Source organism: Streptomyces vulcanius, from assembly GCF_042653945.1.
In the GTDB taxonomy this organism is placed as follows: domain Bacteria; phylum Actinomycetota; class Actinomycetes; order Streptomycetales; family Streptomycetaceae; genus Streptomyces; species Streptomyces mangrovi.
The window spans coordinates 1-20,696 of the sequence record NZ_JBHSFK010000026.1 but is presented as its reverse complement, the minus strand read 5'-3'; the positions used below and the strand labels follow the sequence as shown (position 1 = coordinate 20,696).

Genomic DNA, 20,696 nt, shown 5'->3' with positions numbered 1-20,696 from the left:
GGGTGCTCAGTCGGCCGCCGGCGCGTCCAGCGCGTTGGTGATCGCCTTCACCCCGCCGTGCGCCGCGTACCCGCCGTCGACGGTGATCTCCGCCCCGTTGACGTACGACGCCTCGTCGGACAGCAGATAGACGACGAGCGGAGCCACCTCGTCCACCGAACCCGGGCGGCCCTGGGGCGTCATCGCCAGATGCGCGGCGACGAACACCGGGTTCGCGGACGACATCAGCGGAGTCTCGATGTACCCGGGATGCACCAGGTTCGTGCGGATGCCACGCGGGGCCAGCTCCAGCGCGGCCACCTTCGACAGACCCCGCAACGCCCACTTGCTGGCCGTGTATGCGACCGCGTGATGGGCCGTCAGAGCGGCGACCGAGCCGACGTTGACGATGGCGGACCCGGCCGGCATCAGCGGCGCCAGCGCCTGGATGCCGAGCAGCGGGCCGGTCGTGTTCACCGCGAACGCCCGCTCCCAGTCGGCGAGTTCGACGTCACCCAGCCGGGCGCGCATGGGGATGCCCGCGTTGTTGACCAGGCCGTGCACGACCTCCAGCTCTGCCGCCAGCGCGGCCCAGTCCTGCGGCGACGACACGTCCAGGTGCCGGTAGCGCACGTCCAGCCCGTCGGCGCGCAGGGACGCGGCCAGCTTCTCGCCGGCCTCGTCCAGGACGTCGGTCGCGACCACCGCCGCGCCCTCCCGGGCCGCCGCCGTCACCTCGGCCGCTCCCTGGCCCTGCGCTGCTCCGGTGACGACGACGGTGCGGCCCGCCAGACGCGTACGGCTCACGGTTCCTCCAGTGTGGGTCCGACGTAGTGACCTCCCACGCTAGGAAGCCGCTGACAGCTCCGGAAACGCGTGTTCCCCATGGCTGTCATCCACGTCGTCGATCACCGGCTCGTCCAGGGAGGCCCCCACTCTGCGGACGGTCTCCCGCAGCCAGCGGTGTGCCGGATCGGCGTGCCGGTTGTGGTGCCAGTACATCGCCTCCACCAGCGGTACGTCCGGGAACGGCGGCTCGACGACGGCACAGCGCGCGAAACCCTCGTACCGCCGGGCCAGCCGCTCCGGCACCAGCGCCACCAGGTCCGTGCCGCTCACCAGGAACGGCAGCACACTGAAGCCCGGCGTGCTGACCTGCACCTTCGGTGTGATCCCGAGGGTTTCCAGCTGCCGGTCGGCCGGCGTGTGGCTCTTGCCGATGGAACAGGCCGCATGCGGCATCTCCGCCAGGTCGCGCAGCCCGAGCCGCCCGTCCACGACCCGTGGATTGCCCGGGTCGACGAGACAGACGAACCGGTCGTGCATGACCGCCTCGCTCACCCCGGGCAGCTGATAGCCGAGCGGCACGATCATCAGGTCGTGGCAGCGCAGATGCGTCTCGGTCTCCAGCTGACCGTCCACGATCGGATGGAAGTCGATCCGCACCCCGGGCGCCTCCAGGGCGATGGCCCGCAGCAGCGGCTCCACGAACACCGTCATCACGTAGTCCGACATCACCACGGAGAACCGCTGCCGGCTGCGCCCCGGGTCGAACTGCCGGGTCAGCGACAGCGCCTCCTCCGCCTTGTGCAGGGACGCCTGCACGACGGGCAGCAGCCGCTCGGCCAGCGGTGTCAGCTCGTACTCGCGGCCGACCCGGATCAGCAGCTCGTCGTTGAAGTGCCGGCGCAGCCGGGCCAGCGAGCCGCTCATCGCGGACTGGCTGGTGTTGAGCCGCACCCCCGCGTGGGTGACGTTCTTCTCCTCCAGGAGGGCTTCCAGCGCCACCAGAAGATTCAGGTCGATCGCTCCGAGACCCATGTGTGTCCCCTTCCGGCCGCGCCACGTCCTTGAAGCTCGGTGGACCGGAGCGTAACCACCGGCCGCGCGGCGAGGAAGACTCCGGGACACAACTCACAGCGATCCGATAGCAGCCATCGAACCCGGGGATACCCGCAGCTCACCCCCGTCTACGGCCGAGGCGTCCGGCCCCGTTTGCGCGCTCGCGGGAGGTAGACGTCCGTACGGCCCGCCACCACCCTGTTGCGCAGGGTGCCCAGCCGCTCCACCGTCAGCTCCACCTCGTCGCCGGGCGTGAGCGGTGGCGGGAGGCGCTCCCCGAGCCGGCCCCAGTGCTCCGCCAGCGCGCCCCAGCCGCAGGTGCCCGAGCCCAGGACGTCCCCGGGGCGCACCCAGGCGTCCCGGGAGGCGTAGGCGACCATCTCCTCGAAGGTCCAGGAGACGTTGGCGAGGGTGTCCCGGCCGATCAGCTCCCCGTTGAGGGTGGCGGTCATCTCCAGGTCCAGGAAGCCGTCCGGGTCGCGCCGGTCCTCGACCTCGTCGGCGGTCACCAGGTACGGGCCGAGCGTGTTGGCGAAGTCCTTGCCCTTGGAGAAGCCGAGGCCCAGGTTCTTCTCCGGTTTCTGCAGGTCGCGCGCCGACCAGTCGTTGAAGACCAGATAGCCGACGATGTGCTCGCGGGCCCGCTCGGGCGTGAGGTCGCGCCCGGCGCGTCCGATCACCGCCCCGACCTCCAGCTCGAAGTCCAGCACCGAGCACCCCGCCGGGACGGCCACGTCGTCCTGGGCGCCATGGCCGGCGTGCGGGTTGGTGAAGTAGAAGTTGGGCGCCCGGTACCACTCCTCGGGCACATGCTCCAGACCGTCCAGCGACTTGGACACGCCCTCGATGTGCGCCTCGAAGCCCACGAAGTCCCGGATCGACGGCGGCGACAGCGGGGGTCGCAGTTGCACCTGATCCACCGTCAACTCACTGGGGGTCTCGAGGGCTTCGGCGCCCGCCGCGTGCAGTACCGCCTGCTCGATCAGCGTCAGGACGGTGATCCCCTCGGGCAGCGGATGGACGACCCCGTCCCGCACCACTCCGGCGCGCTCCGCGCCCTCGTACTCGTACGTCGCGAAACGCATCGCTCTCACTGCTCCCAGTGGTTGGTGTTGGTCACGGTCCCGGCGCTGAGGTAGCCCGCGAACACCGACTTGGGGTCGCGGACGGCCCGGATCTCCTTCAGCCGCCGCCACTGCGCGTCCCCCATGAACCGCAGTTGGCGCACGGTGAAGTCGGAGTCGCCCAGGTACTGTCCGGCGGTCACCGGCCGCATCGCCGCCATCGCCTCGTCCAGCCAGGTCCGCAGTTCGGCGTCGCGCTCCGGGTCGTCGTGGACGACGTAGGTGGCGCAGTAGATCTCCGACTGCAACGAGAAGGCCATGTCGGGGAGTTGGCGCAGCGGGGCCATGGAGAACCAGATGGTGAAGGTCCCCGGGGTGGGGGGCTCGGTGAACGCCTTCCGGATCGCGGGGACCACCCGCCCCGCCGGGCCGGTCAGCCAGGCGTTGTCGACGAGATAGCGGTGGCCCTCCGGGTTGGCGGTCCGCTGGTTGGCCAACTGTTCGGCGAGGGTGGTGGGTTCGGCCTCGACACGGAACAGGGCGTGCTCGGCGTAGGGGTTGGCGTGCAGTGGGGCCAGCGCCTCGGCGGCCTGCTCGGGGGTGTCGGTCATCGACACGCCCGTCACAAGGAGCACCGGCCCGTTGCCTCCGGCCGGGGTCTGGGTGAGGGCGACGATCTCCACCAGGTCCGACACGGTGTGGTGCATGCCGTGCAGCCAGGTCATCACCTCGTCGAAGAGGCTCAGGGGGTAGGCGTGGACCGTGTGCGCGAGATGCCTGGGCAGCGGGCGGGTGCGCAGATGGAAGCGGGTGACGACGCCGAAGAAGCCGGGGCCCGCGCCGCGCGCCGCCCAGAACAGGTCGCTGTTGTGCTGCTCGTCGGCACGCACCAGCTCGCCCTCGGCGGTGACGACGTCGATCGCCACGACGTTTTCCGCCGCCCAGCCCCAGCCGCGCGCGTTCCAGCCCTGCCCGCCCTGGAGCAGGAAGCCGCCGATGCCGACGGAGGGGCAGTGCCCGCCGTTGAAGAAGCGCCCGAACTCACCGAGATACGGGTTGAGTTCGTCGCCGCCCTTGACGCTGGGCGTGGCGGTCACGATCCCGGTGCCGGGGTCGTACGCCAGCTCCCGGAAACCCCCGAGGTCGATCAGCAGCGCGTGCGAGCGCACCGACCAGGCGGCCCAGCTGTGCCCGCCGGACCGTACGGCGACCTGCCAGCCCCGCTCCAGGGCGAGCCGTACGCCCTCGACGACGTCGTCCTCGGTCCGCGCCTGAAGCACCGCGGCAGGTGTACGGCCCGTCGGGCGCCGTGCGTTGAAGACCCGCCCGAAGCACACCTCCTGGAAGTCCTCGTCGCCGGGGAGATGGAGGGTGCCGGAGAACCTGTTCACGCGCGCCCTCACTTCATCGCGATCGGGTTGACGGGCGCGCCGACCGCCCCGGTCACCGGCAGTGGTGCCGCGACCAGCAGGAACTCGTACACCCCGTCGGCGGCGCAGTCCTCGGCCAGCGCCTCCAGGTCCCACATCTCACCCAGCGGCAGCCCCATGTTGGGGATGGCGATCTGGTGCAGCGGGGACATCGCCGGCGCGGCGAACTCGTAGGGCCGTACCTCGAGCCCCCAGGTGTCGGAGGCGATGGCGGCGATCTCCGTGCGGTGCAGCCAGCCCAGCGTGCTGAAGGACAGGCCGGGCGCGTCCCCGGCCGCGTAGCCGCCCCACGTGCCGAGCCGCCGGACCCGGCCGAGCTGGCCGGTCCGCACCAGGACCAGGTCACCGCGACGGACCGACGAGGTGGCGCCCTGCGCCTCGATCGTGGCCCGCAGATGCTCCTCCAGGACGGGGAAGCCGTCCGGGAGTTCGCTGTGCTCGTCGCCGACCGCGCGGCCGACGTCCAGCAGGACGCCGCGTCCGGTGAAGGCGTCCCGCATGTGCTCGATGCCGGTGACCGTGTCGCCGTCGCCGTTCACGATCGTGCAGGAACGGCCGTTCCACGCCTGCTTGTTGTCGAAGATATGGCCCAACCCGTCCCACTGCGTGGACGCCTGAAGGGGCATCACCACATGGTCGTCGGCCCCGCCGAAGCCGTGCGGGAAGCCCTGGGTGCCGGCGGCGGCGTCCGACCCGGTGTCCTTCATGTAGTGCACGGGGTTGATCCGCCCCCGGAACCCGCGCTGCGGACCCGACTCGTTGAACTCCAGGGCGAGGGAGAAGGACCGCCCACGACGCACCAGACCGGCGGCGTGGGCCCGTATGGCGTCGTCGAGGAAGTTGAGCGTGCCCAGCACGTCGTCCTCGCCCCAGCGGCCCCAATTCCGGTACGCGGCACGGGCCTTGGCGAGTTCCTCCTCAATGGGACCGAGAGTCATGCGTTCCGTCCTTTCAACAGCAGGTCGAGGGCGTTGCCCCCGGCGATCGCCGCCCGGTCGGCCGGGGCGAACCCGGCGGCGTCCAGCCGGGCCAGCGGATCGTCCACACCCATGTCGAAGGGGTGGTCCGTACCGAGCACCACCCGGTCCGCCCCCACCTCCGCCACCAGATGGCGCAGCGCGCGCGGGGTGTAGACGAGCGAGTCGAACCACAGCCGCCGCAGATAGGCGCTCGGCGGCTCGGCGCACCCGCGCGCGTCCTCCCGCACCCGCCAGGCGTGGTCGGAGCGCCCGATGTACGTCGGCAGATAGCCGCCGCCGTGCGCGGCCACGAGCTTCAGCCGGGGGAAGCGGTCCAGGACGCCGGTGAAGATCAGGTGCGAGAGGGCCACCGCCGTCTCCACTGGCTGCCCGACGGTGTTGCCCAGGTAGTGCGTGGCCAGCCGCTCGCCGAGTGAGCACCCCCAGGGATGCACGAAAACGACGGCCCCCAGCGCCTCGGCCGCCCGCCACACCGGATCGTGCGCCCGGTCGGCCAGCTCCCGGCCGTCGACGGTCGTCGAGACGCTGATGCCGTGCAGCCCGTACCCGTCGACGGCCCGCTCCAGCAGCGTCACCGCCGGCTCGGGGTGCTGGAGCGGGACGGTGCCGAGTCCGTACAGCCGCTCGGGTGCCCGGGCGCAGTGCGCGGCGACCGCCTCGTTGACGGTGGTGGCCAGCCGCTCCGCGGTGTCCCGGCCCGTCCAGTAGTGGTGCATCGGCATCGGCCCGACCACCTGCGCGTCGACACCCATCGCGTCCAGGTCGGCAAGGCGCGCGGACACGTCCGTCAACTTCGCTCGCAGCCGCCCCAGTTGGGCCAGATTGACGGCCAGCGAGGCGGGGGAGTGGGCACGCTGTTCGGCGGCCGTCTCGGCAGCGAGCCCGGGGGTCCCCGCGACGAGCGCCTCGGCGGCGGGCACGGCGAGATGGCCATGGAAGTCGACCACCGGCACCCTCGGCACTACCGGCACCCTTGGCACGGCGCTCATGCCGCCGCCGTCAGCGAGTCCAGGGTCTCCGACATGATCCGGGCCGGGTCGGCGCCGGGCGTGTCCGGGTGGATCTCCCACTCGGCCAGCTGGAGGGAGTTCGCCAGCACCATCCGCACCCGCGGCAGCCGTCGCGCCATGAAGTGCGCCAGCGCCTTCTCCGGCGGCTCCGCCCCGGTGACCAGCTCGGCCAGGAGCACCGCGTCCTCCATGCACATCGCGGCGCCCTGCGCGATCAGCGGCGGACAGGCGTGCGCGGCGTCGCCGACGACGACCGTGCGGCCCCGGTACCAGTCCTCGTCCACCAGCACCGCCTCGATCCAGCGGTAGTCGACGGCCGTGTCCTCCGGCAGCGAGGCGATGATCCGCCCCCACAGACCGCCGTAGCCGGCGCCGCGCTCCCGCATCAGCGCCAGCGGGGCGCACGGCCCGACCAGGGACGCGTCCAGGTTCTCGTCGAGGAGATAGGCGTAGCAGTGGTCGGCGGAGATCGGGCTGTAGCCGGCCTTGAAGCGCGGGCCGCCGTAGTACACCTCCGCGCAGTCCATCTCCGGGGGCCGCCGGGCGACCACCCGGAAGATCGACATGCCGACCGGGGCGGGTCTGGTGCCGATCCCGATCAGATCGCGCATCCGGGAGTTGATCCCGTCGGCGCCGACCATCAGGTCGTAGCGCCCGGTGGTGCCGTCGGTGAACGTCACGTCCACCCGCTCGGGGCCCTGCTCCAGCCGGTCGACGGAGAGGCCCAGGCGCACGGTGACGCCGTGCGCGCGCACGGCGTCACACAGTGCGTCCTGCAGATCCGACCGCAGCGCACCCGCGGTCGACGGCAGGTCGGGGCCCCCGGTGTGCGGCGTGGGCAGTTCGACGAGCAGTCCGCCGTCCGCGCTCCGCAGCCGCATCCGGTCGAAGGGCACGGCCCGCTCCAGGACCCGGTCCAGGACACCGACGGTCCGCAGCGCCTTGAGCGCGTTCCCCTGGAGGGTGATTCCGTGCCCCACGCCGTACCACCGGGGGGAGATTTCGACGAGTTCGACGTCGGCGCCACGCTGGGCGAGGGCGAGCGACAGCACGCTTCCGGTGATGCCGCCACCGACGACGAGCACCTTCTGTACGGGCATGGGAGGTCCTTGCGGTAATCGGGGCGGACGGGATCAGCCGGCGAAGCGGGCGCCGAGTTCACGGAAGTGCTCGACGGCCGGAGGCGCGGCGAAGAACGGCCCGACCAGGGCCCGCCAGCGCCCGAAGCGCTCCGACTCGCGGAAGCCGACCGTGTGCGCCTCGACCGAGTCCCAGCCGACCAGCAGCAGGAAGGTCCCAGGGCGCTCCTCGCCCCGCAGCAGCTCGGCCCAGCGGAATCCGTCCGCCTCGGCGAGCACCTCGCGAGCCTTGCCGAAGACCTCCTGGAACGCTTCCTCCCGGCCTTCCTCGACGGTCAGCTCGGCGTGCTCGACAACCACGGGTTCTCCTCGGTTCGGGGTGGCTCCGAGCCTGATCGGCGGCCGGTGCGGGGTCAACGGATCGAGGCATCGCCAAGGGGGACGTCATCCATCCCGTACGGCGATGGAAGCGCAGCTGAGAGGTGAGAGCGCCGGTGATGGCAGGCATCGCCAACGTCCATTTCCGCACCCGGCGCGAGCTGCCTAGCGTCAGGGGCAATCCGTCGAGCCGTACGAGGAGAGCCGCCCGTGCCAGACGATCCGCTTCCCACCCACGCCGGGCCCTTCGCGCTCGGCACCTTCCGGGCCGGCCGGGCACCCTTCCCCGGCCTGGTCACCGGAGCCCGCGTCCGTGACCTGTCCGACCTGGTGCCGTCCGTCCGCGCCCTGGTCGAGGACTGGGACAGCCGGCTGCCCCGGCTCACCGCCCTCGCCGCCCGGACCGACGGCACCTGGCACGACCTCCCGGACCTCGACGTGCTCGCGCCCATCGAACCCGGACAGATCCTGCAGAGCGGCGCCAACTACCGCAAGCACGTGGTCGATCTGGTCGCCGCCGAGAAGGAGAGCCTGCACGGCGCCACCCCCGAGGACGCCCGCGCCGACGCCGAGCGGATGATGGACGAACGGATCCGCAGCGGGGTCCCGTACGTCTTCCTCGGCTCCCCGCGCGCGATGTGCGGCCCCTATGACGACATCGTGCTCCCCGCGCTCGGCGAGCAGCACGACTGGGAGCTCGAACTCGCCCTCGTCATCGGCAAGGCGGGCCGGAACATCGCGGAGGCGGACGCGTACGACCACGTGGCGGCGTACACCGTCTGCAACGACCTCACCACCCGCGACCGTCTCTACCGGCCCGACCTCAAGGCCATCGGCACCGACTGGTTCACCGCCAAGAACGCCGACACCTTCCTGCCGACCGGCCCCTTCCTCGTACCGGCCGCCTTCGTCGGCGACCCGGGCGACCTGCGGATCACCCTGCGGCACAACGGGATCGTCCGGCAGGACGAGTCGACGAAGGACATGATCTTCGACATCCCGCGCCTGATCGCGTACGTCTCCACGACCACCACCCTGCGCCCCGGCGACCTGCTGCTCACCGGCTCCCCGGCCGGCAACGGCGCGCACTGGGGTGTGTTCCTGAAGCCCGGGGACCTGATCGAGGCGGAGATCACCGGTCTGGGACAGCAGCGCAACACCGTCAGGAGCAGCCAAGCATGATCACCCATCTGCGCCATGTCGACCTGGCCGTACCCGACTTCGAACGCCAACGCGCCTTCTACGGCGGCACCTGGGGCCTGACCGAGGTCGCGAACGACGGCGGTCTCGCCTTCTTCGCCGCCGAGGGCAGCCCCGAGCAGTACGTCGTCCGCATCCGCAGGGACGAGCGCAAGCGGATGGACCTGGTGGCGTTCGGGGCGGCCTCCGTGGACGCCGTCGACGAACTGGCCGTGCGGCTCGGTCGGGCGGGTGTCCAACTCATCCATGAGCCAAGGGCGTTGGACACGCCGGGCGGTGGCTACGGCCTTCGGTTCTTCGACCCCGACGGCAGGGTCGTCGAGGTGTCGGCCGACGTCGCCACCCGCGTCCACCGGAAGATCGAGGAGCGCGAGGCGGTCCCCGTGCGCCTCTCCCACTGCGTGGTCAACTCCCGTGACCCGGAAGGACTCAGGGACTTCTACGTCACCCACCTCGGCTTCCGGCTCACCGACACCCTGTACTCCACGCACATGGGCGACCTCATGTACTTCCTGCGGTGCAGCCCCCTGCACCACTCCTTCGCCATCGCGCGCGGCCCCCATGTCTCCCTGCACCACGCCTCGTTCGAGATGCGGGGCGTCGAGGAGTACATGCGCGGCACCGGGCGGGCGCTGCGCGCCGGGACCCGGCTGACCTGGGGGCCGGGCCGGCATCTCGCGGGCGACAACACCTTCTCGTACTTCCACGACCCGCACGGCAACACCGTGGAGTACACCACCGAACTCGCCGTCCTCGAAGAGGACCTGTGGCACCCCGGCCGGCACGACGTGGACGACCCGGTCACCCAGGACCAGTGGGGCACCGCCGACCCGATGAGCGAGTCGGTCGCCAAGGAGCAGTTCAACGACCCCGACGTGCTCTTCCAGGCTCCGCCGGTCTGACCGAACCATTCGTAGAGAGGCCGCAGTTGTGGCAGAGATCCTGAAGCACGCCGTGCCCAAGGCGGAGGTCACCGCCTCCCTCGACCAGGTGCGGGCGACCGTGACCGCAGTCATCGCGGACATCCGTGAGCGCGGGGACGCGGCGGTGCGCGCGTACTCGGAGAAGTTCGACAGGTGGAGCCCCGACTCCTTCCGGCTGAGTGAGGAGGAGGTCGAGAAGATCGTCGCCTCGGTGCCCCAGCAGGTCATCGACGACATCCGCTTCGTCCAGGACCAGGTCCGCTCCTTCGCCCGCCACCAGCTGGACTCCCTCGGGGAGTTCGAGGTGGAGACGCTGCCGGGTGTACGGCTGGGCCAGAAGCACATCCCGGTCCGCGCGGCGGGCGCCTACATCCCCGGCGGACGCTACCCCCTCACCGCCTCCGCCCATATGACGATCGTGACCGCCAAGGTCGCGGGCGTTCCGCGTGTCGTCGCCTGTACGCCGCCCATCCGGGGCGAGATCCCCGCTGCCACGGTCGCCGCGATGCATCTCGCGGGAGCGGACGAGATCTGGCTGCTCGGCGGGGTGCAGGCGGTGGCGGCGATGGCCGTCGGGACCGACACCATGGAACCGGTGAACCTGATCGCCGGGCCCGGCAACGCCTACGTCGCCGAGGCCAAGCGGCAGCTCTTCGGGGAGATCGGCATCGACCTGTTCGCCGGGCCGACCGAGATCCTCGTCCTCGCCGACGACACCGCCGACCCGTTCGTGTGCGCGGTCGACCTGCTCTCCCAGGCCGAGCACGGCCCCGACTCCCCGGCCGTGCTCATCACCACCTCCCGCGAGGTCGCCGAGCGGACGATCACCGAGGTCGAGCGTCTGCTGCCGGGCATGCCCACCCGGGACTTCGCGGAACCCGCCTGGCGCGACCACGGGCAGGTGCACGTCGTCGACTCCCTCGACGAACTCTACGAACTGGCCGACGACTTCGCGTTCGAGCACGTCGAGGTGCTGACCGCCGAACCCCGCCTCGCGCTGGAGCGGATGAGCCAGTACGGCGCGCTGTTCCTCGGCGAGGGCACCTGCGTCTCCTTCGGCGACAAGGTCATCGGCACGAACCACGTGCTGCCCACGCGCGGTGCCGCCCGCTACACCGGCGGCCTGTGGGTGGGGAAGTACCTCAAGACCGTCACCTACCAGGAGGTCACCGACACCGGGTCCCAGGCACTGCTGGGCCGGTTGTGCGGGCGGGCCTCCCGCGTGGAGCTGTTCGAGGGCCATGCCCGCTCCGGGGACGTACGCGCCGCCCGCGCCGCCGGGGACGAGCTGCCCTGGAACACCGCATGAGGCTCGACGGGCGGACGGCGCTGGTCACGGGCGGGGGAGGGCCACTGGGGCGGGCGTTCGGGCTCGCCCTCGCCGGAGCCGGGGCGCGGGTGATCCTCACCGGGCGGACCGAGGGGCCGCTCGCGGAGACCGCACACCTGGTCGGCGGCGAAGCCCGTACCGCGCTGTGCGACGTCTCCGACCCCGGCTCGGTCCGTGCGCTGGCCGCCGAACTGGCCGACGAGGACATCTCGTTGCTGGTGAACAACGCGGGCGTGGCAGGACCGGTCCGGCCCCTCGTCGACGTCGAGCCCGACGAGTGGGACGACGTCTTCGCGGTCAACGTCCGCGGGGTGTACCTGATGTGCCGGGCCTTCCTGCCGCCGATGCTGGCGGCGGCCCGGGGCGATGTCGTCAACGTGGCCTCGGTGAGCGGGAAACGCCCGCTGCTGAACCGCACTCCGTACACGGCCTCGAAGATGGCCCTGCTCGGCCTGACCCGGACCCTGGCGGGGGAGGTGGGCCCCTCGGGCGTGAGCGTCAACTCCCTCTCTCCCGGACCGGTCCGGGGCCCGCGGATGGACCGCAACTTCCGGCTCACCGCCGAACTGACCGGCTGCACGGTCGAGGAGGCCGAACACGACTTCGCCTCCCGCGCGGCCCTGGGCCGTCTCGTCGAGGAAACCGAGGTCGCCCGGGCCCTGTTGGCGATGCTCGCGATGCCGGGCCTGTGCGGAGCGGACATCGACCTGTCCGCCGGGATGATCGCACCGGCCTGAGCCCGGCCTCCTCCCCCCACTCCCTTCTGAAAGGCATGCCATGACGCTGATGACCCGACGCTCTCTCCTGATCGCCGGCACCGCCACGGCCGGCGCCCTGCTGGTCCCCGTGGGCGCCGTCCAGGCCGCGCCGGTGAGGTCGGGACGGCAGCTCACGGTGGGCTCCGGCGAGACGTACGAGGTCGCCGCGACCACTCGTCTGAGCAGGCTGTCGATCGCCGACGGCGGGACACTCGCCGCCCCCGAGGGGTACCGCCTCACCCTCACCGTGGACGGCGTGGAGACCGGGCAGGCACTCACCGAGACCGGCGGCACGGCGACCCTCGTAAAGCCCGGAACCTACCGCGGTGCCGTCGTCCTCACCGTGGCCACCGCGAACGACGTCACCTACGAGACCCTCACCTTCCCCTTCCGGCAGGCCCTCTACGTCGACGCTGACGGCGTCGTACGCGACAGGTCCGTCCTGGCTGCCGTGCTCGGCGGGAAGCTCACCGACACCCTGGCCCGGAGCGTGTCGATCACCTCGACCGGCGAGTGCTTCGACGGCGTGTACGTCCAGGACGCCACCTACACGCTGGAGCGGCCTGTCATCTCCCTGACGGGCAACGGGCGTTGCGACTTCGCGGGCTACGGCGCCGCGGTGGTCGGCGACGGCCCGGCCACCAAACTGGTCGTGGACGGGGCCCGCATCACCAACAAGGGCGTGGTCCGCACCGGCGTCATCGCCAACGACGGTGCCAACGTCGTGGTGAAGAACTCCTCCGTCCACTGCCGCAACGGCGTGCTGCCCGCCGACTACCAGGCCACCGTCGAGACGCCGTACATGGAGTCGGTGCCCTGGATGCTCGGCCTCGACGGCAACGTCCGCGCCACCAACCTGATCGGCGCGAACAGCACGGCCACCTATCTCAACTCCACCGTGTTCTCGGAGACGTGGGGAGCCCTGTCGGTCGAGGGCGGCAGCGGGCTCAAGCTCACCGCCGTCAACAGCCACGTCGGCAACACCGGCGAGTACGGCTACGGCACCTACGCCATCGGCGACGCCACCGTCCGCGTCCTCGGCTCCCGGTTCGACGTCGGCAGCTACGCGACCATCATCGCGGGCCCCGCCGCCGTCGTGCACTACGGCGCCAGCACCCGCGCGGCCGTCGCCGCCCTCAACACCGAACTCGAACTCGGGCTCACCATGGCCGAGTTGGCGAGCATCCCGGTGCGCCGTACCGTCGTGCACTCCGGGCACTTCGGCTACATGTTCTTCGGCGCCGGCACCCTCACCCTCGACGGCGGCACGGTGGTCGACTCCGAGCGGGCCACCTTCCTCAACAAGGGCCAGCAGACGGCCATCTCGGTCGACGGCTCGGACGGCACCCGGCTCAGCCCGCGCGACGGCGTCATCCTGCAGATGATCGAGCTGGACGACCCGGGCCCGGTCCCCGTCGACGGCAGGATGATGAACATCGGCGTCTACACCGAGCCCACCACCGACCCCGGCAAGGACGCCTCCTTCGACGTCACCGCCGCCCACACCACCGACGGAGCCGCCACCTTCACCGCCATCAAGCTCAAGGGCGACTTCTACAACGGCATGCGCAAGGGCAAGAACATGGTCCTCACCTTCACGGACTCCTCGGTCGAGGGCGTGATCTCGGCGACCGCCGCCAAACACCGGGTGCCGTCCATCGACGCCTCTACGTTCTACGAACTCGGCATCGTCACCAACACCGTCCAGGCCGCCGTCAACAACGGCGTGGTCGTGGCGCTGGCCGACGGCTCCACCTGGACGGTCACCGGCACCTCGTACCTGACCTCGCTGACCCTCGCCGCCGACGCGGCCGTCAAGGCCCCGCGCGGCAAGGCGGTGACCCTGACGGTCGACGGGACGGTCACCGCGCTCACCCCCGGCAGCACCTACACCGGCGCCCTGAAGCTCACCGTCGCCTGATGTCAGGAGGCGGCGGCCGAGCGGGCCTCCGCCTCCTTCGCGATCTCCTCGAACCGCGCGCCCATCGCCGCCGCGAGCGCCTGGGCGCCCGACAACGGCCGTACCATGACCGTCAGTTCGTCGATCAGCCCGTCCTCGTCGAGATGGATGAAGTCGCAGCCTGTCAGCTCACGCTCGCCCACCCGCGCGGCGAACACCAGGGCGTGGTCGCGCCCCTCGCCGCCCTCGAGCTCACCCTCGTACCGGAAGTCCTCGAAGACCTGGGACACCGCGCGCAGGATCGCCGCGGTGATCGCCCTGCCCGGGTAGGGCTTGAACACCACGGGGCTGGTGAACACCACGTCCTCGGCGAGCAGCGCCTCCACCGCGTCGATGTCGCCGGCCTCGACCGCCTCACGGAACGCGCGCATCGGATCACCCCACCTCTAGTCGGTCAGTCGCCCGAGCATAGCCACCGGTGCCGCCGTAGGCTGAGGGAGATGTTCAGTCCCGAAGGCCCCACGCTGCGCGAACTCGCCGTCCAGGCGCTGTCGTCCGTCGAGCACGGCTACGACCTCCTCGCGCCGAAGTTCGACCACACCCCCTTCCGCACCCCGGACTCCGTCCTGACCGCCGTCGCCGCGGCCCTGAAGGAGACCGGCCCCTACGACGACGGCCTCGATCTGTGCTGCGGCACCGGCGCGGGGATGGACGTCCTGGCGACCGTGTGCGGGCGCAGCACGACCGGTGTCGACTTCAGCGCGGGCATGCTGGACGAGGCCCGCCGGCGGGCGCCGGTCACGGGGCCGCGGACGTCCTGGGTGCGGGCGGACGCCCGGGCACTGCCCTTCACGGACGCGTTCGACCTCGTCGTCAGCTTCGGCGCGTTCGGGCACTTCCTGCCCCGTGAACTGCCCGCGCTGTTCGCCGAGGTGCACCGTGTGCTGCGGCCCGGCGGGCGGTTCGCGTTCCCCGTGCTCGCGCCGCCCCCGCCGTCCGGCGCGGCCTTCTGGATGCTCCTCGGCTTCGACGCGGTGATGCGGGTGCGCAACGCCCTGTGGCGACCGCCGTTCGTCATGTACTACCGGGCCTTCAGACTCGGCGAGGTGCGACGGGAGCTGGAGCGCGCCGGGTTCCGGGTGGACCTCCGCGCGCTGCCCGACTTCGGGACCAGGAGCGACGGAAGCCCACGCGTCCGCATGGTCGAGGCCCGTCGGCCCCTGCTCGGCTGAAAACGCTCACAGCGCGCTGTACAGAGCCTCCACGAGCGCCATCTTCCGCGGATCGTCCGCGATGCGCGGCCCCATCCGGTTCATCACGTACCCCAGCGACACCCCGGCCTCCGGATCGGCGAGCCCGCAGGAACCGCCGAAGCCGTCGTGGCCGACCGCGCGCGGATTGGGGCCGTAGGAGCCGTTGGCGCCGCTCAGCCACACACCCAGCGCGACCTCCGTCTCGTGCTCGAACCCGGCGCCCAGCACCAGGTCCCGGCAGCTGCCCTGCCCCTCGCGCACCCGCTCGGCCGCCTCGGCGGACAGGACGCGACGGCCGTCGTAGGAGCCGCGTCCGGCGATGATCCCGTACAGCGCGGCGACCGCCCGCGCGGTGCCGTGCCCGTTTGCCGCCGGGAGTTCGGCCGCCCGCCACCCGGGCGAGTTGGCCTGGGTGGCGCCGAGCAGCGGGTTGGCCAGGGCGGCGATCGCCGCGGGCGCCAACTGGGCGAAGATCGCTGCCTGTTCGCTCGACGACGCGGCGGGCGGATGCACCAGCTCGGCCGCCCGCCCGGCCTCCTTCTCCGGCAGCCCGACGGTGAAGTCGACGCCGAGCGGGCCGGTCACCTCCCGCTCCAGGAAGGCCCCGGGCAGCAGCCCGGACACCCGCCGTACGACCTCCCCGACCAGGAAGCCGTAGGTGAACGCGTGATAGCCGGACCGAGTGCCGGGCTCCCACCAGGGCTCCATGGCGGCGAGGCGGGCCGTGGTCAACTCCCAGTCGTAGAGCTGCTCCAGGGTGTGCGGCTCGCGCAGCCCGGACAGTCCGGCGCGGTGCGACAGCAGATGCCGTACGAGCACACCCTCCTTGCCGGCCGCGGCGAACTTCGGCCAGTAGGCGGCCACGGGCGCGTCGAGGTCGAGCAGACCGCGGTCGGCCAGGATGTGCGCGCACAGCGCCGTCGGGCCCTTGGTCGTCGACCACACGTTGACCACCGTGTCCCGCTCCCACGCGCGCGTGCGCGCCGCGTCGGCCCAGCCGCCCCACAGGTCCGCCACCGCCACCCCGTCGACCGTGACGGTCACCGCGGCGCCCAGCTCGTCCCGCTCCCGGAAGTTCTCCTCGAACGCGGCGCGCACCGCCGCGAACCGCTCGTCGCAGTGGCCGTGAACCTGTGGCACGTGCTCGGACATGGATCCTCCGTCGTCCGCCGGAACCCCGGACCGCGACGCTGCGACCCGGGCACGCCGAACATACCGACTGGTCGGACCGGAGGGAAGGACTCGGTGGCGACAGGACTCTGTGTGTGGAGGGGGGCTCAGGCGTACGAGCGCAGCCAGTGCACCTTGGCCGCCTCCTGGTAGGGGCCGCCGCCCTCGTGGTCGTTGAAGTCGTACACCTCGATCGCCTTGTCCTGCGCCGCCCACGCGTTGAACGCGGCGAACACGGTCGACGGCGGGCAGGTCTGGTCCTCCAGGGCCGCCGAGAACAGCGCGGGGGCCCTGCCGCGCGAGGCGAAGTGGACGCCGTCGAAGTAGGAGAGGGTGCGCAGCGCGTCCTGGCCGCGGCCGCGGTGCGTCTTGAGGAACAGGCCGATCTCCCGGTACGGGTGACGGTCCGTCAGTACCGCGGCGCGCGGGAAGTCGCACAGGAACGGCACATCCGGCGCGACCGCCGCCAGGTCCGGCACCAGACCGCCGACCGCGATCGTGATGCCGCCGCCCTGGCTCCCGCCGAGCGCCACGGTCCGGCTCGCGTCGGCCAGCGGGTGCGAGCGGGCCGCCTCAACCGCGCGCACCGCGTCCGTGTACACCCGCCGGTAGTAGTAGTTCTCGGGCGCGTCGATGCCCCGCGTCATAAAACCGGGGTACGCCGGCGCGCCGCCCACCGGGTCGGCGGTGTCGCCCCCGCCGCCCCAGGCGCTGCCCTGGCCCCGGGTGTCCATCACGAAGTGGGCGCGGCCGGTCGACGCCCACAGCAGGTTCTCGTGCGGCAGCCCGCGCCCGCCGCCGTACCCGATGAACTCCACCACCAGCGGCAGCGGTCCGTCCGCCCCGGTTGGCACCTTCAGCCAGCCCTTCACCGGATGGCCGCCGTACCCCGCGAACGTCACGTCGTACACCTGGACCGTGCTCAGCCCTGTGTCGACGGGCTCGAAGCGGGCGTCCAGGTCGTGCCCGCGCGCCTCCAGGAGCGTCTTGGCCCAGAACGCGTCGAAGTCCTCGGGCTCGGTGGAGGCGCTGCGGTACTCGCGGAGCTCATCGACGGGCAGGTCGAACAAGGCCATGAGGGACCGCCTTTTGTTAAGTGGCCATACGAATGATCACACCGTACGTGGCCCGTGTACGCCCTCGCCAGACCCCGTCAGCGGCTTCACGCGGGCCTGCGCCGGGTCCACTCCGGCTCGTAGCGCGCCCACTCGCGGTCCCACTCCGTGAGCCGGTGCCGCATCGCCACCCGGCGGACGATTCCGTGCCCGAGCAGTACCAGGGCGGCCGTCCCGCCCGCCGCGCACACGCCCATCGTGACCGTGTGCTGCCACACCACGGTGCTGTTGGCCGGCGGCGCCACGCTCCGACCCCGCGCGTCGAACCACACGGTCACCGTGTCACCCCGGCGCGTGCCCTCCGGCACCCTGGCCGTCGCCGTCTGCGGTTTCTCGCCGGGCGGCGTCCAGCGCACCTTCACGCTGTACATGCGCTCCCGGACGCCGTCCGCCGAGGGCAGCGATTCCGGCATCCGGCCGACGACCTCGGCCCGCACCCGGTGCCGTTCGGCCCGCTGCTCCGCCACGACCGCCCGCGCGTCGTCGTGGGCCCACCAACCGGCGACCGCGCCGGTCAGCGGCACGGCGACCAGCAGCAGCACGGCGACCGCCAGCGCGGTCCACGCCTCCACGACGTCCGACCGGCGCCGCAGCGGATTGTTCCGCCAGCGCCAGCCGCGTACCCGATCTCCCATGTCGGACCTCCTCGCGTGATGCGAGTGCCCACACCAAAGTGGTACCCCCAATGGAGTAAGACCGCCAACAGGAAGCCCCACGGGAAGCCCCTACGGGAAGCGGCGGGACCGCTCAGCCGAAGCGTTCGATCCGGATCCGGTCCACCGGCTGCCCGGCCGCGACCAGCAGTCGCGAGGCGTGCTCGGCGAAGGCGTTGGACCCGCACACGTACGCCTCCCAGCCGCCCGCGGGCCGCTCGGCCAGCGCCGGCGCCAGCCGCGCCGCCGTCAGCCGCCCCACGGGCACCCCCTCCGGCGCGCTCCGCGTGAACACGGGCGTGGTCTCCGCGCCGTACTCCGCCGCGTAGATCAGCTCCTCGGGACTGCGCGTGTCGACCAGCAGCCGCAGCGGTACGTCCAGGTCGCGCGCCCGCCGGTGCCGGACCATCGACATCAGCGGTACGACGCCGGAGCCGGCGCCGATCAGCAGCGCGGGCCGGTCGCCGGGCCAGGCGAAGAAGCCGCTGAGCGGGCCGCGCACCTCGACCCGGTCACCGGGCCGGGCGACGGTGTGGAACCAGCCTGACACCTCGCCGCCCTCGACCTGGTCCAGGGTCAGCTCGACATGCCCCTCGTCGTCCGGCGCGGAGGCGATCGAGTAGTGCCGCTGCGCGGTGTAGCCGTCGGCGGCGGTCAGCCGCAGCATCAGATGCTGGCCGGGCAGATGCCCCGCCCAGGCGGGCACCGCGAACCGGAAGGTCGCCGCGTGCGGGGTCTCACGGCGGATCTCCGTGAGCGTCGCCGTCTGCCAGACGGAGGCGGCCCGCTGGGACACCGCGATCCGGCCGGGCACGGCGAACCGGGTCGCGGGCGTGGCGGTCTCAGTCACCGGAGTACCTCTGTTCCTCCCAGGGGTTGCCCCGCTCGTGATAGCCGTTCCGCTCCCAGAACCCCGGCTCGTCGTGGTCGAGCAGCCGCAGCCCCGCGACCCACTTGGCGCTCTTCCAGAAGTACAGGTGCGGCACCAGCAGCCGCGCCGGGCCGCCGTGCTCGGCCGCCAGCGGCTTCCCGTCGTACTCCCAGGCGATCCAGGCCCGCCCGCCGGTCAGGTCCGCGAGCGGCAGGTTGGTGCTGTACCCGGTGTGCGAGTAGGCGACGGCGTGCGTCGCGGACGCGTGCGGGCGTACGACGTCCAGGAAGGCGTCCAGGGAGACGCCCCCGAACCGCACGCCGAACTTCGACCAACTGGTCACGCAGTGGATGTCGCCCTCGTACGCGGACCCCGGCAGGGTGTGCGCCTCGTCCCAGTCCCAGGTCCGGGGCGCCCCGACCAGCCCGTCGATCCGGAAGGTCCAGTCGGCCGGCGTGAGGTCGGGCGTGACCTCGGCGGAGAGTACGGGCCAGTCGTCGCCGGCGTCGTACTGGCCCGGCGGAAGTCCGGGGTTGTCGACACGGGCGCGCCCCGTGAAGCCTCGGGTGACGTTCATGCTTCAACCGTACGCTGTCGTCGAGGGTGCTCCGTCCCTGGTCAGAGCCCCCATCATTGCGGCCGTATGAACTCTGCGCGCACCCGGGAATAGCGGTACCGCGCCGCTCCTTTGCCATCGGTGCCGGGGCCGGTGCCCCGGAGCCAGCGCAAGGAGAGTGAGGAAGAAGATGCCCAAGGCGTACGTCTTCACGCGGTACGGCGGACCGGAGACCGAGGCGTTCGTGGACGTGGACCGGCCCAGCCCCGGCCCCGGCGAGGTGCTCGTGGCCGTGCGCGCGGCGGGCGTGAACCCCGTCGACTGGAAGCTGCGCGAGGGCTACCGGCGCCCCGGCGACACCGCCGAGCGCGTGTTCCCCTCCGTGCTGGGCAGCGAGGTGGCCGGCGTCGTCGAGCAGACCGGTGAGGGTGTCACCGGCTTCGCGCCGGGCGACGAGGTGTTCGGCACCGCCGTCGCGGGCGGCTACGCCGAGTACGCGCTGCTCGCGGCCGGCATCACCGCGCACAAGCCCGCCGCCCTGTCCTTCGCGGACGCCGCGACCCTCCCGGTGGCCGCCGCGACCGCCTACGACGGCGTCCACCAGCTCGCCCTGCCCGCCGGGTCGACCCTGCTGGTCACCGGCGCCGGCGGCGGCGTGGGCGTGGCGGTCGTACAGATCGCGCGGGCTCTCGGACTGCGGGTCGTGGGCGTCGCGAGCGAGGGCAAGAAGGCCCTCCTGGAGGCGCTGGGCGCGGTCCACGTCACGTCGGGGCCGGGCTGGGGCGAGCGGGCGCGGGCGACCGCCCCGGAGGGCGTGGCGGGCGTCTACGACCTCGTCGGCGGCGAGGTGCTGCACGCTGCCGCCGCCCTGGTGACCGACCGCGCGAAGCTGATCACCGCCGGCGCGTCGCCCGAGGAGGTCGAGGCGCTGGGCGGCGCCCGTGTGGCCCGGGCCCGCAACGCGGCCGTCCTGGACGCCGTCGCGGCCCTCGTCGCCACCGGCGACCTCGACCCGCACGTCACCGGCACCTTCCCGCTGGACCGCGCGGACGAGGCGCTGCGCGAGGTGGAGAACGGGCATGCGCAGGGCAAGATCGTGATCGAGGTGGGGGGCGGGGTCGAGGCCGGGTCGGGGGTCGGAGCCGAGACTGAGGTCGGGGTCGGGGTCGGGGTCGGGCTCGGGGCCGAAGCCGGGGTCGGGGGCG

The 20,696-nt window shown here is 72.2% G+C and carries 20 protein-coding genes and 1 pseudogene; 7 read left to right on the top strand and 14 right to left on the bottom strand.

Annotated features, from left to right (window positions below; genetic code table 11):
• Positions 1-6: 6 nt before the first annotated feature.
• The 8 genes from ACFPIH_RS33525 to ACFPIH_RS33490 form a co-directional block, all read right to left on the bottom strand.
• The gene (locus ACFPIH_RS33525; protein ID WP_381166796.1) at positions 7-786 is read right to left on the bottom strand and encodes an SDR family NAD(P)-dependent oxidoreductase; all 780 of its coding nucleotides are present in this window, start codon (positions 784-786) and stop codon (positions 7-9) included.
• A gap of 39 nt (positions 787-825) precedes the next feature.
• Complete coding sequence (locus ACFPIH_RS33520) at positions 826-1,800, bottom strand: LysR family transcriptional regulator (protein ID WP_381166794.1); 975 nt, start codon at positions 1,798-1,800, stop codon at positions 826-828.
• A gap of 149 nt (positions 1,801-1,949) precedes the next feature.
• Positions 1,950-2,906 (bottom strand): fumarylacetoacetate hydrolase family protein, encoded by a 957-nt coding sequence (locus ACFPIH_RS33515; protein ID WP_381166792.1) that lies wholly within the window; start codon positions 2,904-2,906, stop codon positions 1,950-1,952.
• Between the two features lie 5 nt (positions 2,907-2,911).
• Positions 2,912-4,276 carry an FAD-binding oxidoreductase gene (locus ACFPIH_RS33510; RefSeq protein WP_381166790.1) on the bottom strand — a complete coding sequence of 455 codons (1,365 nt, stop codon included), beginning with the start codon at positions 4,274-4,276 and terminating at the stop codon, positions 2,912-2,914.
• 8 nt (positions 4,277-4,284) lie between these two features.
• Positions 4,285-5,253 carry a cyclase family protein gene (locus ACFPIH_RS33505; protein ID WP_381166788.1) on the bottom strand — a complete coding sequence of 323 codons (969 nt, stop codon included), beginning with the start codon at positions 5,251-5,253 and terminating at the stop codon, positions 4,285-4,287.
• On the bottom strand, positions 5,250-6,284 hold the full coding sequence (locus tag ACFPIH_RS33500; protein ID WP_381166786.1) for an amidohydrolase family protein: 1,035 nt from the start codon (positions 6,282-6,284) through the stop codon (positions 5,250-5,252). Before ACFPIH_RS33500 ends, ACFPIH_RS33505 begins: the two co-directional genes overlap by 4 nt.
• Entirely contained in the window at positions 6,281-7,405 is a 1,125-nt protein-coding gene (locus tag ACFPIH_RS33495; RefSeq protein ID WP_381166784.1) for an FAD-dependent monooxygenase, read from the bottom strand. The genes ACFPIH_RS33500 and ACFPIH_RS33495 overlap by 4 nt, the downstream gene beginning before the upstream one ends.
• 33 nt (positions 7,406-7,438) lie before the next feature.
• Complete coding sequence (locus ACFPIH_RS33490) at positions 7,439-7,744, bottom strand: antibiotic biosynthesis monooxygenase family protein (protein ID WP_381166782.1); 306 nt, start codon at positions 7,742-7,744, stop codon at positions 7,439-7,441.
• A gap of 228 nt (positions 7,745-7,972) precedes the next feature.
• Here ACFPIH_RS33490 and ACFPIH_RS33485 point away from each other — a divergent pair, with 228 nt between their 5' ends.
• From ACFPIH_RS33485 to ACFPIH_RS33465, 5 genes are read left to right on the top strand one after another with little or no spacing between them, the layout of a single operon-like run.
• Entirely contained in the window at positions 7,973-8,944 is a 972-nt protein-coding gene (locus tag ACFPIH_RS33485; protein ID WP_381166780.1) for a fumarylacetoacetate hydrolase family protein, read from the top strand.
• Positions 8,941-9,864 (top strand): VOC family protein, encoded by a 924-nt coding sequence (locus tag ACFPIH_RS33480; protein ID WP_381166778.1) that lies wholly within the window; start codon positions 8,941-8,943, stop codon positions 9,862-9,864. The genes ACFPIH_RS33485 and ACFPIH_RS33480 overlap by 4 nt, the downstream gene beginning before the upstream one ends.
• A 28-nt stretch (positions 9,865-9,892) precedes the next feature.
• Positions 9,893-11,194, top strand: coding sequence for a histidinol dehydrogenase (hisD, locus tag ACFPIH_RS33475; RefSeq protein ID WP_381166776.1), 1,302 nt, complete (start codon positions 9,893-9,895; stop codon positions 11,192-11,194).
• A complete protein-coding gene (locus ACFPIH_RS33470; RefSeq protein WP_381166774.1) occupies positions 11,191-11,952 on the top strand; it encodes an SDR family NAD(P)-dependent oxidoreductase in 762 nt (253 codons plus the stop codon). Before hisD ends, ACFPIH_RS33470 begins: the two co-directional genes overlap by 4 nt.
• Before the next feature lie 49 nt (positions 11,953-12,001).
• The gene (locus ACFPIH_RS33465) at positions 12,002-13,894 is read left to right on the top strand and encodes a hypothetical protein (RefSeq protein WP_381166772.1); all 1,893 of its coding nucleotides are present in this window, start codon (positions 12,002-12,004) and stop codon (positions 13,892-13,894) included.
• 2 nt (positions 13,895-13,896) lie between these two features.
• Here ACFPIH_RS33465 and ACFPIH_RS33460 read toward each other — a convergent pair whose 3' ends face one another.
• A complete protein-coding gene (locus tag ACFPIH_RS33460; RefSeq protein ID WP_381166770.1) occupies positions 13,897-14,304 on the bottom strand; it encodes a nuclear transport factor 2 family protein in 408 nt (135 codons plus the stop codon).
• Between the two features lie 69 nt (positions 14,305-14,373).
• Here ACFPIH_RS33460 and ACFPIH_RS33455 point away from each other — a divergent pair, with 69 nt between their 5' ends.
• Positions 14,374-15,105, top strand: coding sequence for a class I SAM-dependent methyltransferase (locus ACFPIH_RS33455; protein ID WP_381166768.1), 732 nt, complete (start codon positions 14,374-14,376; stop codon positions 15,103-15,105).
• A 6-nt stretch (positions 15,106-15,111) separates the two neighbouring features.
• On the opposite strand, the gene ACFPIH_RS33450 is transcribed toward ACFPIH_RS33455, so the two are convergent.
• From ACFPIH_RS33450 to ACFPIH_RS33430, 5 genes are all read right to left on the bottom strand, one after another.
• Positions 15,112-16,278: a serine hydrolase domain-containing protein gene (locus ACFPIH_RS33450; RefSeq protein WP_381166766.1), complete on the bottom strand. Its 1,167-nt coding sequence runs from the start codon at positions 16,276-16,278 to the stop codon at positions 15,112-15,114.
• 125 nt (positions 16,279-16,403) lie between these two features.
• Positions 16,404-17,372 (bottom strand): acetylxylan esterase, encoded by a 969-nt coding sequence (locus ACFPIH_RS33445; RefSeq protein ID WP_381166764.1) that lies wholly within the window; start codon positions 17,370-17,372, stop codon positions 16,404-16,406.
• Positions 17,373-17,458: 86 nt separating this feature from the next.
• Positions 17,459-18,046 carry an Rv1733c family protein gene (locus tag ACFPIH_RS33440; protein WP_381166762.1) on the bottom strand — a complete coding sequence of 196 codons (588 nt, stop codon included), beginning with the start codon at positions 18,044-18,046 and terminating at the stop codon, positions 17,459-17,461.
• A 112-nt stretch (positions 18,047-18,158) separates the two neighbouring features.
• Positions 18,159-18,914, bottom strand: coding sequence for a ferredoxin reductase (locus ACFPIH_RS33435; protein WP_385878143.1), 756 nt, complete (start codon positions 18,912-18,914; stop codon positions 18,159-18,161).
• Positions 18,907-19,512, bottom strand: a complete 606-nt coding sequence (locus ACFPIH_RS33430) for a sulfite oxidase-like oxidoreductase (protein ID WP_381166758.1) — start codon at positions 19,510-19,512, stop codon at positions 18,907-18,909. Before ACFPIH_RS33430 ends, ACFPIH_RS33435 begins: the two co-directional genes overlap by 8 nt.
• Before the next feature lie 169 nt (positions 19,513-19,681).
• On the opposite strand from ACFPIH_RS33430, the pseudogene ACFPIH_RS33425 reads away from it, so the two are divergent.
• Positions 19,682-20,599 (top strand): annotated as a pseudogene (locus ACFPIH_RS33425) (NADP-dependent oxidoreductase); the annotation flags it as partial.
• Between the last annotated feature and the right edge of the window lie 97 nt (positions 20,600-20,696).